The organism is Chryseobacterium shigense (genome assembly GCF_900156575.1).
Classification (GTDB): Bacteria; Bacteroidota; Bacteroidia; order Flavobacteriales; family Weeksellaceae; genus Chryseobacterium; species Chryseobacterium shigense.
In genome coordinates, this window is record NZ_FTNY01000002.1 from 676260 (window position 1) to 691666 (window position 15407).

Genomic DNA, 15407 nt, shown 5'->3' on the forward strand with positions numbered 1-15407 from the left:
TACTTAAAGTTTATAGCAATTGCCATCGTTAGCAAAAACAGTACATCCTCCTACATTCTGAAGGGCTTTTTCCGCTCCATATTCATTAGTTCCCGGTGTAATGTAGCTGTCCTGCCCGGTAACTACCTGATCCCAGATCCCGTTCCCTTGCATTACTGACCAGCCTTGTGTTCTCACCTGAATGATATGTCCGAACTCATGTCCGTAAGTATCTGAATTTGTACTGTTGAATACAGCGACATTATTCCCCCATGTCACTTCTCTCTTACCTCCACCACTTGTCCAAAGCGGTTGTAAAACCTGATAAAGTCCTCCTTTTCTCCATCTTACTCCTTCAGATGAAACGCCCGTTTTTTTAGACATTTTTTCTACCTGCTCAAGTTTCGTTTTATCCGGAATAAAGGTCGCTCCAAAGGTAACGGTCATTGCAAAACTCTGAGAAGCTGCACCGTAAGCACCATTAATCATTCCTCTTTTCATACCTTCTCCCATATCTTTTCCGCTTAATGCAGCAGCCACAGTACCTGACACACCTCCTAATATAGCACCCTTACCTGCATTATATACAAGTTCTCCGGTTGCATTAGCCAGCCAGTTTCCATCAATCGCCTGCCATTCGGTCATTTTAGCTCCCATATAACCACTTACAACACCTGCCGCAATGGTTCCCCAGCCAATACTGTCTCCCATAGCTACTCCGGTACCTACCTGAGAAGCAACGCTTGTCAGCATATTCATCGTAGCACTCTGCCAGAAAGATCCTGCCATCTGGGCGGCGGCGGCTCCTATGCCTCCGGTAATAGCCCCGGAAATGGCTCCATATAAAACAGAAGTCCCGAGTCCTTTCAGATTCCATGAACCGTTTAATAAAGCAGGAATAGAATAGGTTACCACAGCAATGGCAGCACTTACAAGTGCTCCGTATGCCATTCCTATCAGAATAGGGATAAAGGCAAATTCCCCGCTAGGATCGGTATACATTAGCGGATTATTTAAAACGTAACCATACCTGTTATAGCTTTGTGTATTCAGCGGATCCTGAATATAATTATCCGTAGATAAGAACGTGTGCAGTTTAGGATCATAAAGCCTTGCATTCATATGAATAAGGCCAACATCAAATAAGTGCTCATGTCCTGTATATCCTCTTTCGATGATCATACTTCTGGAACGGATAGCAGCACCTGCCTCATTGGTTAACTTAACCAGATTACCCCATGCATCAAAATGCCTTCTTTCCTGTACATTTCCATTCTGATCGGTGATTGCAAGTAATGATCCCTGAAAATCTCTGTGCAGATAGTGAATGCTGGTAGTAGTAAGTCCGGAAACTGTAAAGTCCTGAATCTGCATTGCGGGAGCCGAATAGGCATCTCCACCGATGTAAGTAATAATCCTTTTATTAACGAAAGTTCCGTTAGGTCTGCCTGTCAGGTTAAAACTGTAAGCTTCAACACTTTTATCATCAGAATAATATTTATGCTTTGTATAAATCATGAATCCCGGTTCGTAGCCTGACATTGCTGACGATCTGTTCTCATGAATATTATAGCCAAATACCATCTTTTTAATTCCGTCATGAGAAATATTTACCGGCAGCCTGTTCGCATTATATTCTATCTCCTGAAGCTGATTTACGCTGTAATAAGAATCTCCTATCGGATTTAAATTGATTCCTTTCTTACGGTATCTGCTCGCTGCGTCATATTTATAATCTCCAACGGTGCTGCTGTTATTGATTCTTCCATAGTTGTCATAGCTCTGAGTCTGGGTCCCTAAAGGATCCGTCCATGAAACCAATCGCTGCAAATTGTCATACTCAAAGGTTTCATTCCAACCTCCCGGCTGAATTGAGTTATTGGATCTTGACATCAATGTTCCCAGTAGTGCATTAAAGTTGTAGGTATTATCCAGAACGGCAATATTATTGGCATTCATATGATTAATACCTGACAAATAATAATTTGAATCGTAGTTATTATTAATCTGTACTGCATTTCCTAATGTAGCACTCAGAATCTGTCCTTTCTCATTGATCTGATTCTTTTTCCAGATCATCACTCCTGAAGTAATGTCTTTGATCTTATCCAGAATTCCGCATGAAGCATATATTTTCTCAATATTCACAAAGCTTACAGCACTCCCTGATTTTGTTTCCGTAAATTCTGTTCCTATTCTTCCAAAGCCGTCATATGTATATTTTTTTGTAACAATGATGTGGGCAAGGTCTTCTACTTTTGTCTTGGTTCTGAAATAGTCATCATATTCATAGAGGAATGAATTAGGCATTCCGTTCGCCGTTCCGATTTCTGATTCCAGCAATCCATTAGGCTTATAGGTATAATTAATGCTGATGTCTGTATTGTCTCCCAGAATCTTTTTGGAAGCAGTTCTTCCGTACTGGTCATACACATATGTTGTTTTACCTTTAGAATCTTCTTCTTTGGTAAGCTGCCCGATAGCATCATAAGTATACGTACGGTCACCATCTATAGACGGATCTGTAAGCTTGGTTTTTCTTCCCCAGCCGTCCTGTTCTGTTGAAACAACATGTCCGCCGTAATTAGAGGATTTTACATTACCGTTAGCGAAATAAGTATAGTTAATTTCACCGCCATTATCTACCATTTTAATTTTATTCCCCCACGCATCACTTGTAATAGTCTGTGCTTTCTGTCCTTCGGTAACGGTTACTGACAGGCCGTTATATGTTGAAGAAGCCGTTTTTCCGGTAGGCAGTGTTATTTTTTTCACTCTACCATAATCATCTACTTCCGTGAATGTCCATCTTGTAGGAGAAGATGTTGAGAAATACGGGTCACTTACTTTATATGCTCTGTCCAGTATATCATACTCTGTTTTTACATTGATCCATTTGTTGTTGATACTCAATTCGCTTTCTATCCGGTTTCTTCCCCAGATATCCGCAAATGTTTCTTTTACAGCTCCTGTAGGTGCTTCCGTTCTCAGCTTGATCCCGTTTACAAATTCACCTGACGTAATCCAGTCATAGAAATATTTGGTTTCTTTATTATAGAAATCTGTTTCTTTAGTTTTCTTCTGCCAGCCATCATATGAATAGGTGATGGCCTGGTTAAGATGATTGGTTTTAGAAAGCAGCAGACCGAAGTTCGTATCATAGGTCATGTTATCTTCAAAGCCAATTGTATTGGTAAGTTTTGTTACAAATCTTCCGGAAGGGTCGTACTGAGTCTTTTCTATTCTCGGTACTATTCCCACTGCTGTTAAAGTTTTTTTATTAACATTTCCGAAGGCATCATATTCGTAATCTTCCGTTACATAATCCGTATTGTTTCCTTTTTTCTTTACCTGGCTCAAAAGGCTGTTGGCGTATACAAAAACCTGTTCGGTAGAATAAGATTCACTTCCCAGCGTCTGTGTTTCGTTTTTCTTGGTAGGTCTTCCTATATAATACTGATTGGAAACTCCCGCCTGATTATTATCAAATTCAAAAAGTGTTACTTTTTCTCCACCCGGAGCAACTTCTCTCAGCTTGGTAAGGTTATTGAAGCTGTCGTAGATATCATAAAAAGTAGTTTTGGTAACTCCTGTTAAATTATCAATTTTTGCAGCCTGTGACACCAGATTGACAAATACTTTATTAGGCAATAAAGAGGTGTTATAAACTTTTGTACTTTTTGTAATAAAATTGGAAGGTGAATTAAAATCAACAAAATCATTCAAAAGATAAGATTCAACATTTGCACTTCTTTTTTGAGGTGACTGTTTTGTTATCGTCCATAGTTTTTTCGTGATATCACCACCGTAAACTGAAGAAGTGGCTATCCCTTTGTATCCAAGGAAACCTAAACCATCCAGGTTGGTTACCGCGCCTTTGTATTTATAATCCTGGATTTTTTCTTCACCATTAGCACTTTTGGTAACTTTACTTACAATCTGCGTAGACGGTGAAATATTAATATTCGCAAAAGGATATACTTCTTCGTTATCCGCCGTATAAATACCACTGCCATTATCAACAAGAGGACTGTAGGTAATAGTGGTTGTAATCCCGTTTTCTTTGATCCTTTTCAGAGATGTATCAATACGGTTATCTTTTTTGAAAGAAACATATTTGATTTTATCCCCACCAAAAAAGGCATAGTCCAGATTTTGGTTGGTAACACTTGAGTTGCTCAGGAAAATAGGTGTTCCTTTGTTAATTGCTCCTCCATAAGTGAAATTGTTCTGCCATCCGTCAATATATCCGGAAAAATTAGGCAATCCGAAGGCATCGCTTCCTATATTATATCTTACGCCTCCTTTATCCCTGATAGAATAATTATCTCCATAATGCAGATAAGGATAATTGTAAGCCTGTCCTCCCTGTGGATAGTTGTATGGGGTAAGAATATCATGGTAGAAAGCATCTGCTTTGCCGTCGCCATTAATATCTGCGAAAGTATAAAAATACTGCTGAAGCATATACCCGCATAAATTACCGCCAGAACCATCAGGATAACATGTATTGATCACCTGAGGTTTGTAATAGTTCATGCCGATATCTTTTGAAGACCCGTTAAAGTGCTTTCCGTTCGCCGTGAAGAAGAACCATGTGGTATTGGCATTTCCTCTCGGAACAACGACATCCGTTTTACCATCTCCGTTAAAATCTGCTACAAAAACTGGTAAATCTGAATTTAAGTGACTGTTTAAGTAGCTGTCTGTTGTTTCATGAACCAGCTTAAAAACATTATCCTCTACCGTAAAGACATACATCTTTCCGCTGTTGATCACATACAGATCAGACTTCCCATCCCCGTCAAAATCAGCAACGTATAATTTTGATGCTGAACTGATCGCATTGGTATATCCAATACTCATTGGCTGCTGATCTGAAGAATCAGTAGCATTAAGTTTTAGCAGGTAAGCGCTGGAGCCGGACATGGTGTAACTTTCCTGGCAGCAGTGCGTAGGAATCGTTTCTCCCGGAAAAGGATTGGGATCTATAACAGGTCCTGAAGGTCCTCCACTGCATATTGTAGGATAATATACCGTATAAGGAAGAGATATAGCCAAAACATCTGTAATTCCATCTCCGTCAAAATCTCCACTGATATATCTTTTAGGAATTCTTGAATAATACACATCATCTCCCCCTATAGGATAACATCTTTGATTGTAAGCTGCAGGAAAAATAAAGGTATTGGTAAAAGCCAGATCCAAAGAGATGTAAGAAGTATTTGAAATATAATTATTCAGTTTAACAGTTTCCTGATCCATAGCAAGAAGACCGTCTGAAACCGTTGTAATAGCATCAAGATTGTAAAATTTATTATTGCTGAGTACCAGTTTAGAGGTAAAGATATCTGAAAATTTTGGCACACTGATCATTCCTCCTGCCACATTCGAGGTAGAATTCATGAGCTGGCTGGAGTTAAACCGATAAAGTTTATCCTTAGAATTCGGATAGGTCATAAAATCCAGAGCACCGTCATGATCAAAGTACCCGGAAACATACTGCCAGCTTCCGTTATCAAAAGCCGGAGAAACACTGGTAATTGTTTTGGAATTATTTGTGATTCCGTTATCCGTTGTATCATATTCAAAAGTTACAGGTGCAATAGATTCGTTGCTGCCGTTATATTCCTGAACTTTTATAAGACGGTCATAATTCAGTGATGTGGTGTTATACTCCAGTTGATATTTACGGAAAAGCAGATTATTGGCCAGCACTTCTATCTTATCAAGTTTTCTGGAAATATTTTTAGACATTCCCCCATAGAACTGAGTATTTTCAGTACGTGCGGCATTGTTGTAAGAAAACTTTATTTTATTGACATTAGGAGTTCCCGCAGAGGAATTTCCGCCATAATCTATAGCTTCAATATATCCTACAGAATACGTAAAGCTGATGGTATTATGCTGTACATCCTCCATAGAAACCATTCTGTAGTTAAATACATCCGAACCGTAGTCCCAGGCATATTTGGCAACAGAACCGTTAGGATGATACACCAAAAAATAAGACGGTGTATACGGATCTGAAGAAGCCACAGAAACTATCTTTACATTGGAATAGTTTTCAAGTTGGTATTCAGCATTTCCTCCATAGGTTCCCGATTTCAGAATAAGCTTCTGCCCATCCATAACAAATCTGTCCTTTTCATCCAGATCCACCGGGTCTACTCCTCCGTCATGGAATCTGTTGGACGCTGTTCTTATAATTGAAGACAGTCCACTGATGTTCCATCCCCATCCGGCTATACCGTTTCCAGCCTGACTGGAATAATCCAGGGAAATACTGGGTGCAACATCTTTTATCCCCGGTAAATTTTTAATAGGAATCGAATAGCTGGCTCCTCCACTTAAGGATACGGAAAAAGCCCCAGCAGTCTGTCCTATACCCTGAGCATTCACAAGGTTTGCCATGCCTAGTAAAAGCACGACAAATAGTGAGAGTTTTTTTCTCATTATACAATAATTTAAGTTATATGGTTAGTGTTTCAGTACTTTGTAAGTGAGTTTTTCTCCGTTGTTCAGATAGAAGATAATAACGTACATTCCTATTGGATGATCTGAAAGATCCAGTACCACTTTACCTTCTCTTTTGTTAAAAGGTAGCGTTCGGATTTGGGTAAAATTATAGGCAACATAGTCTATTTTTTCGATTCGGTCTCCCAGTTCAGGGCTCCAAACCAAATTAACCTTATCTGTTGTAGGATTTGGATAAAGTTTGATTTGATCAACTGAGGGAACAAATTTCTCAGCGGTGATCAGCTCCTGTTTTACAACTTTACTGTAGGGAGAGCAGGTTGCACAATACTTCCTGATTTTTTGGTTTCCACCTGTATCATGTTCAAAACTTAGGGTCTGTGCCACTACGCTTTGAAAAAAAACTACAGGTAAAATGAGTAAAAAGTTTTTCATGTAATTAATTTTTTCCAAAAATAGTGAAATAGTTAATATTGACAATAGCATCATATTAATTCCATATTAATAATTTAAAATTGATAATGAAAAGCATTATGCTCAAATCCTTCCTAAACTTTACAAAATAGGGAATCCTTTATACATTTTATTTTAATAAATAAACTCATGATTTCCAATAAACAGTTATATTCATGAAGGAAGCAATATTAATAAAGTGTGAACCTTTTATAGAAAATATAGCATAATTTTAAGTTTATATTATTTTATTTTGAGTGGAAGCGTGACTTCAATACTGTTAAATTATTTTTGTGACAGGGATTTTTATTCGTGTGTGCAGAAAAATTAATACTAAAAAATGTTGCTATGTATAAGAGAAGCAAAAAATGAACAGGAATGGATGTAAAATACTGATATTTAATAATCACTGATCATTTCTTTCAGAAAACAACCCCACATTTCATGCTTTGCCCTTTTAACACAGGAAAATATTATTTAATATTTTTTTCACATTAGTCTTTTTTATTCAAAATAAATTTATATCTTTGCACTCGCAAAAACGAAGTAAAATTCGTTCAGATGACCTAATAATCGGGGCGTAGCGTAGTCCGGTCATCGCGCCTGGTTTGGGACCAGGAGGTCGCAGGTTCGAATCCTGCCGCCCCGACAGTTTTAGTAATTTTTTCAAAATTATTTAATGGGTGCGTAGCTCAGCTGGATAGAGCATCTGCCTTCTAAGCAGACGGTCAAAGGTTCGAATCCTTTCGCGCTCACTTAAAAAGACTTTACAGAAATGTAAAGTCTTTTTTGTTGCTATTAGCTCGCTATTCTATCCACCAACACTCTACTCGGAATCTTTAAACAAATACAACATTGGATATTCTTCAGAAGATTTACAAGAACGACTAAGGAAACATCCCCAAATCCCCGAGGTATTGTGACTTTAATTTTCAGTTTACGCCATTACCCTCTATACATCTCATTTAAGGCAAAACTAACGATAAGCTTCAAGGTTATCCGGAATAAGGATATCTAAGCCATTTTCGCCCTTTAAATAGACACTGGGGTTAAATATTACCTCATTCTTTTGTATACTCTTTCCATCAATAGTAAAACGGCACTCACTCTGCTTCCTGAATGCTCCAAAATTGGCTTTATTGAGAAAAGGTATACAGAATGCTCGAAATTGTTTTTAATCCTGTATTGAGCCTTAATAGGCTTATAGGAGCTGTTTTTAATTATACACTATATCAGGAGTCATCAGCTACCGTCAGCTAACTCCCGAACATTAATGAAACCTGCCATTATAAAAAACAGGATCAATATTTTTTGCCCATAAGATAAGTCTGTCCATTCTAATGATACACTTTACTTACAAATACTATTTTTTCTTCATAGAACTAGGCCCCTGAAACATAAAAACCACTGTAACAGATACAGTGGTTTTTTTTATTCATAGTTAAAAGCTTATTTCAGCTGATAAGAGTTTCCATTCCAGAGGTAGGTTTTGGATGAACGTTTTTTCTTTTCCCTGTCTTTATCATCTCTTTCCATTTCCTCTATTTTAAAGATAAAGGCATTTGGAATTCCTCCCTGGTCATTAGGAAATACAAATTTCTCACTGTGATAGTAAACATCAGCATCGCCTACATTGGTCAACTGGGGAAGGGCAACCAATTTTTTATCTCTAAAAAGTACATACTGGTCATAGCTTGCAATTCCACAGGCCTCACCGGATACCATCGCTTTAAGGGTTAATTCTACATTTTGCAGTTTATGCCCACTTTCAATCGTAAATGTACCATAACTCAGCTCCTCTCCTCTTCCTGTATCAAAATACACCTCATCAATCAGCGCATTTCCTTCCATTACTTTTATACCAGCGATATTCTGCTTTTCAGTTCCATTATATTCCTTGCTCTTGCGGTCTATTGTTTTTGACAATCCAAAAAGGAAGTCGTACCCATTTTTGTTACGATATCCCACGGAGAGATTCCCACCCCAGATATACCCTTCGGAAATTGCATCTCCTTTCTGATAGGAAACCCTGTACCAATTCGCTCCTCTCTCACCTAGTCTCAGGACAGCTTCTTCCTTTTTAAGGATCACCACCTGCTGGTTGGTTTGCAGTGAATCCGATATCTCCGATTTTACATTAGGTTCTTTTCTTACTCTGGTCCAGTCTGTAAAAATTTTCTGGGTCTTATTGTCTTCAAAGCTAAAAATACCATCAGGATACGTCATATTGTCTTCCTGCGCTGAAAAAAGCTGGATGAACAATACCCCTATAATCGTTAGTAAGGATTTCATATCAATATTGCTTTTCATTATTTTTCCAGTAACAAACTCACCCATTCTTCACGCTGAAGTTTCTTTTTCAGTTCAAGTCCGCTTTCTTTGCAAACCTCCAGGATATCGTCCACATCAAAGAAGCATAATCCTGAAAGCAGAAGTTTTCCACCTTCATTCATAACAGCAACATAGGTAGGAATATCAGAGATCAGAATATTTCTATTGATATTAGCCAGAATAATATCAAAATTCTCTTTTCCTAAGTTTTCTGCAGTTCCCAGTTCAATATCCAATTCCACCCCATTTCTTGCGGCATTTTCTTTTGAATTTTCCACAGACCATTCATCGATATCAATTGCTTTTACTTCTCCGGCTCCCTGTTGTTTTGCATAGATCGCCAGTACAGAAGTTCCGCATCCCATATCAAGTACCTTTTTATCGTTGAAATCAATATCCATCATCTGCTGGATCATCAGGTGGGTCGTCGGGTGATGTCCTGTTCCGAAAGACATTTTAGGCTGGATGATGATTTCATGCATTCCGGGTACCGATTCATGGAATTCTGCCCTGATCATTACTTTATCATCGATATTGATTGGTGAAAAGTTCTTTTCCCATTCTTCATTCCAGTTGATGTTCGGCATTTCTTCAAAAGAATAAGTGATCTCCACATTTTCGTTTTCAAAAAGCGGAAGGGTCTTAAGGTCTTCTTCCTTGAAAAGTTCTTTCTGGATATATCCTAAAATTCCGTCGATTTCTTCTGTAAAGCTGTCAAAACCTATTTCGATAAGCTCTGCCATTAATATCTCATTCCATGGCTGTAATGGAGAAATCTTGAAATTGAATTCTAAATAATTTTGCATGTGCGTAAGTAATTTAGTGCAAAAATAAGAATGTTATTACGGTTAAAAAAATGGAACTGTTATGCGGGCTATTTTTTTCTTGATTTTATTTATATTTTAATGCCTTTGACGATAAGTTTTTCGATTTAGCGATTGATTTTTAAGATTGAAAGCGCTCATCCTCAGAAGAAGCTGGAAAAATAAAAGTAATTCTTACATTTTGTTCACTGGTATCCATTAAAAAAGCGAGCAAAAGCCCGCTTCTATGGTTAGTTTGCAGAGTATTTTTCACAACGACTCCCCATCATTTACTGTTAAGGATTTGTAGAGAAAATGGAAGCATTGGCAATCAATGCTCTTCTGTTCATTTTCAGAATATCTCTTACCCATTCTGCAAAGTCTTCAGGCTGAAGAACTTTATCAGGATTTCCATCTGTAAGTCCTCCCTGAATACTCATATCAGAAGCGATAGTACTTGGAGTCAGGGTGATTACACGGATATTTTGTTTTCTCCATTCTGCCATCATGGATTGAGACAGAGAAACGACTGCCGCTTTTGAAGCCGCATACGCAGACATATTCGGGCCTCCTTTCAAACCAGCGGTAGAAGCTACATTGACAATGTCACCTTCCCCATTTTCTTTCATGAACGGATGAACCGCTTTAGCCGCATAGTAGACTCCAAATAAATTTGTTTTAATGACCTGTTCCCAGGTTTCAGAAGGCATTTCTTCGATGCTTCCAAAGTCTCCGATCCCTGCATTATTCACTAAAATATCAACGCCTCCAAGTTGTTTCGCAAGAGATTCAATTCCCGTTTTTACTTCAAATTCGTTATCCATACTGAAAACTGCATAGGCAGAATTCACTCCAAGGGCCTTAATTTCCTCAACTGTATTTTTAAGATTCTTTTCGTTTCTTCCGGTAATTGCAACATGCACTCCTTCATTCGCCAAAGCTAATGCCACAGCTTTCCCAAGTCCTCTTCCACCACCTGTCACGATGGCGTTTTTTCCGTTTATGTTCATAATAATATTGTTTCTTAGGACAAATTTACAAAAGAACATTTTGACAAGCCCAAGAGAATTTGGATTTAATAGAATTTTAATAGTTGCTTTATTTTGAAGGAGGCTATACCCATCTATAAAAAGAAGACTCAAACTTGCGTAATGACAACCAGCAATTCCCCTCCCTCATAGGGATGGCAAAAATTCAAAGAATTTTTGACGGGGTGGTTTACAAAAAAACCTGCCTCCAAGAGACAGGTCGTAAATTTTAAGTAATAAAAAAACTACTATTTATTTTTCAGCTGATCAGGAATATTGGTCGTCACAAAACCGATTCCCTGATTTTTTAACTGTCCATATACTTCGGGATCATTTACTGTCCAGGAATTCGTGATAAGACCTAAGGCTTTAGCTTCAGAAATCCATGTAGGATTTTTCTGAAAAACACTGTAATGATAATCCATTCCGTCAAGGCCTTCTTTTTTAATCTGCTCAGGAGATAATTCCCCGTTCAGATACTGCACTTTAAATTTAGGCTGAAGTTTTTTGATCTCTTTGCAGATGTTTAAACTGAAAGAAATATACTCGCTCTGACCTTCCAGTTTCATATCCTTAATCATTTTAAGGGTCTTCTGAGTAATCTCGTTTTCTATTTCCGGAGTTTTGGCAGGCTTGATCTCAACAATCAGCTTTAAAGAGGTGTCTTTTTTCCCTTGTTTCAGATAATCTTTCAAGGTAGGAAACTTTTCCCCATTAGATAATTTCACAGCTACCAGTTCTTTGAAAGATGTTTCAGAGATCTCCATATCACCGTGATGCTCATCATGATTGATCACGAGAATACCATCTTTAGTCATTCTCACGTCAAATTCTGATCCGTATATTTTTAATTTCTGGGCATTTTCTAGAGATTGAATAGAATTTTCCGTGGTAGGCGGTTGTGCCTGGAAATAGCCTCTGTGTGCGATAATCTGGGTTTGTGCCTTCATTAGGACTGTACTTAAAACTGCTAACCCTAAGATAAAATTTTTCATAATACAATTGAGATAATTAGATAAAAATCTTAAAAACGTTTGATAAAGGTAGTGTTTAAATGTTAAAAGCTGTATTTGGCACCGATCTGGATCTGGTAAGGATTCCCGGAAAGAGGCGCTAAACCACTGGTATTTTTAACGTATTCAAACTCTTTGGTGGCCTGGTTGAATTTTGTCACTCTGTACAGGGCTGTATTTCCATAAGACTTATTCACTCCCCATTCTTTGTTAAGCAGATTGGCAAGGTTGAAAATATCTACAGAAAGCTCAAATGCCCCGATTTTTTCAAACTTGATTTTTTTGGCAACACGTACATCCCATACTCCATAAAATCCATTTTTACCTCCATTACGTTCTGCGATAGCATTGTTGTATTTTTCCACATAATCTTTCAGTGCCTGTCCCACTGCAGGATCATTCAAAAGCGGTTGGGTAATGATTCCCGGGAAAATGTAAGCCAGATCGTTAGAATCTACGAAATCACCGTTGATATTTCCACCTGCAGTTACCGAGAAACGAGTTCCTCCGATTCCGGAGTATCTTACTCCTAGCGTAAACCCTGCGATAGTAGGTGAATTTCCGTAAATCACTACTTTATTCCGGAACTGGTTGTCAGAATAGCTCATTCTTAAATCTCTCGGATCGCTCTGAACCGGAGTGGAAAGTGTTGCAGAATTCGCCACGTTTCCGTTGTATGAGGTATTGTCTTTGATATCAGACCAGGTATAACTTGCTGTGATCTCCCCATCTTTCCAGTAACGGTAGCTGGTATCCATCACGAATGAAAACTGGTTCACTTTTCCGTCACTTACAAGCTCAAGGACTCTTCCAAATTTTTTATTGATTCTTCCTTCTTTCCAGTCGATACTTACACTTTTATTATCATTATTGACGATTGTAGATGCAGGAACATACACCCCTCTTCCTCCTTCATTGGCTAAAGTGAAATATGGGTTGGGCATCATATTTCTGTCGTAGTAGAAATAATTGTTTCTTCCCAATGCCATATATCCGGCAATTCCTGCTCTGAATCTTTCATTAAAGAAGTGGGTATAGGAGATATTCGCTTTATAAACGATTGGAATTTTTGCATCTTTTCCTGTATAATTAATGGTCGGAATCTGATACTGTGAAAGAGTAGGAACCGTTCCATAGTCATTTCTATACCCTGGAAAATCAGGAGTCAGACCAACGGTGCCAGGATTCACATCTACTGTTGCCAGATGTTTCCCGTCAAAAACAAGATTGTTGATCACCATATAATTGTTGATATCGGAAGAGAAAACTCCGGCTCCAAATTTTAAGAAATCTTTATTCCCTTCGTTGATATTCCAATCAAACTGAAATCTCGGCTGGATCACAAAAGATTTGATTTGATTATCGGTTCTGATTCCCATTTCATCAAAAAGCTTTTGATTGAATTCAGCTTTCGGGTATCCTCCATAATCAAACCTTAATCCGGCCATAAAATCAAGGCCTGTAGCGATTTTAGTCTGAATCTGTCCGTATATTCCGGCATTCCAGATACTGGATTTTACAGATGGGTCATCCATTAAAGGAACTTCCCTGTAGAATCTGTAAGGAGTAAGGTTGGCGAAATTGGTCATCCCCTGAAACTGGAACCTTCCGTTTACTTCACTTCCGTAGATCGATTTTGATCTGGTGTACATCAGGTCTGCCCCGAAAGTATATTTAATTTTATCTGTGTTGTAATAGAGGTTATCCACAATCTGGAATACATTATTCCGGAAACCTTCCTGACCAAAACGGTGACCTCCAATCTGGATATTGGTAGCTCCAACACTGGACACAACCCCTTCTACCACTGCTCTTGGAACTGTTTTCCCCAATTCACTGTTTTGGTAACTGTCCTGAAAAGTATACAAATACTGTGCTTTCAGTTCATTTGTGATATTCGGCTTTACATTTGTTCTTAAAGTGAAAAGTAAGCTGTTGTCAAGGTTTTTATCGTTTCCGTAAGATTCAAAGAAATTGATGGCGGTATTATCTCCTAAACCGTTTTTATTCAGGTCATATGTAAAATTATTTCTTAATGTCAATAAGTTTTTTTCGTTGATCTGCCAGTCTAAACGAAGGAATGCGGCATCTGAATTTCTTACTTTATCAAAGCTTCCGAATTGTGGAGTATTTCCTACCCCGTATTTTGATCTTGCAATATCTAAAAACTGGTTAAGCGTCTGCGTGGTTGTATTCAGTCTTTTCTCGTCATCCGCCGATTTGATATCTGCAATCTGCAAAGGTCTTGAATCCAGCTGATGGTCCCATGCCACAAAGAAGTGTAATTTATTTTTGATAATGGGTCCACCTAATGAAAATCCAAACTGGGAAGTAGAGAAATCATTTTCTCTTTTGTTTCCTCTGATATCATATGGGCTGGAAAGCCAGTTTGTTCTTAAATATTCCCAGGCACTTCCAGAAAATTTGTTCGTACCGGATTTAGTCACTGCACTTACCGTTCCACCACCACTTCTTCCGAGTGTAACATCATACTGGTTGGTCGTGATTTTAAATTCACGGACTGCTTCGATTGAGATGGAGAAAGGTGCGCCACTTCTACTGGTTGTAGATCCTGCCGAAGTTGGGTTTTTAGCCGTCATCCCATCAATGGTAAAGTTGGTGGAAGATCCCAGCTGCCCGGAAAGGTTTCCGCCTTTTCCACTTAATGGGGATAATTCAGTAAGATTATTAAAATTCCTTCCATTCACCGGAAGCATGCTGATATTCTTGGCAGAGATCGCGGTAGCTGCTCCAAGATTTCCTATTTTGTTTTTCAAATTTCCGGTAACGACTACTTCTTCAATCTGCTTTTCGCCACCACCCAAGCTCATATTTACCGTTACCTGATCTCCGAAGTTGACATTATATCCTTCTTTTTTATCCTCGTTTACGATGACCGTATAAGGTCCGCCAAGAGGAATTTCTTTAAAAATATATTCTCCTTTCGAATTGGTTTCTGTCTCCGTCCTGAACCCTGTAGACTCGTTCACGATCGTTACTTTCACTTTTTCCTGAGCAGTACTGCCCAGTCCGGTTACTTTTCCCACAATAGATGCCTGCGTAGTCTGCGCATAAGCCAGTGTTCCAAATCCCAAAAACAATAATCCTAGTACAATCTTTACTTTTCTCATCTCTTCAAATTAGATGTGCAAAGGTATTTTGAGTTTCCGGACCTAGTGTTTAAGGGAGTTTTAACAAATTTTCAATTAAATCATAACAATATGTTAAATTAATTTAAACAAGTGTTTTAATTTCAATACAATCAACAACTTATGTCATATTACGTGTTTTTAATCTTTCTATAATATTTAATTGCGGTATTT

Annotated in this window: 7 protein-coding genes and 2 tRNA genes; 2 read left to right on the top strand and 7 right to left on the bottom strand. The window is 38.2% G+C overall.

Annotation, left to right across the window (positions count from 1 at the left end; translation table 11 throughout):
* Window positions 1-3: 3 nt before the first annotated feature.
* Window positions 4-6435 carry an RHS repeat-associated core domain-containing protein gene (locus BW964_RS08525; protein ID WP_084175719.1) on the bottom strand — a complete coding sequence of 2144 codons (6432 nt, stop codon included), beginning with the start codon at window positions 6433-6435 and terminating at the stop codon, window positions 4-6.
* Window positions 6436-6459: 24 nt separating this feature from the next.
* Window positions 6460-6891, bottom strand: a complete 432-nt coding sequence (locus BW964_RS08530; protein WP_076506394.1) for a hypothetical protein — start codon at window positions 6889-6891, stop codon at window positions 6460-6462.
* Window positions 6892-7483: 592 nt separating this feature from the next.
* Here BW964_RS08530 and BW964_RS08535 point away from each other — a divergent pair.
* Together BW964_RS08535 and BW964_RS08540 are read left to right on the top strand one after the other, a co-directional pair.
* A tRNA-Pro gene (locus tag BW964_RS08535) sits at window positions 7484-7558 on the top strand.
* 32 nt (window positions 7559-7590) lie between these two features.
* A tRNA-Arg gene (locus tag BW964_RS08540) sits at window positions 7591-7664 on the top strand.
* A gap of 694 nt (window positions 7665-8358) precedes the next feature.
* Here the strand turns inward: BW964_RS08540 and BW964_RS08545 are convergent.
* From BW964_RS08545 to BW964_RS08565, 5 genes are all read right to left on the bottom strand, one after another.
* Entirely contained in the window at window positions 8359-9219 is an 861-nt protein-coding gene (locus BW964_RS08545) for an SH3 domain-containing protein (RefSeq protein ID WP_228437931.1), read from the bottom strand.
* Complete coding sequence (gene prmA / locus BW964_RS08550) at window positions 9219-10046, bottom strand: 50S ribosomal protein L11 methyltransferase (protein ID WP_076506395.1); 828 nt, start codon at window positions 10044-10046, stop codon at window positions 9219-9221. Before prmA ends, BW964_RS08545 begins: the two co-directional genes overlap by 1 nt.
* Before the next feature lie 293 nt (window positions 10047-10339).
* Entirely contained in the window at window positions 10340-11053 is a 714-nt protein-coding gene (locus tag BW964_RS08555) for a 3-ketoacyl-ACP reductase (protein WP_076506397.1), read from the bottom strand.
* 266 nt (window positions 11054-11319) lie between these two features.
* Window positions 11320-12066 carry a glycerophosphodiester phosphodiesterase family protein gene (locus BW964_RS08560; protein WP_076506398.1) on the bottom strand — a complete coding sequence of 249 codons (747 nt, stop codon included), beginning with the start codon at window positions 12064-12066 and terminating at the stop codon, window positions 11320-11322.
* Between the two features lie 62 nt (window positions 12067-12128).
* Window positions 12129-15215, bottom strand: a complete 3087-nt coding sequence (locus tag BW964_RS08565; protein WP_076506400.1) for a TonB-dependent receptor — start codon at window positions 15213-15215, stop codon at window positions 12129-12131.
* Window positions 15216-15407: the final 192 nt, after the last annotated feature.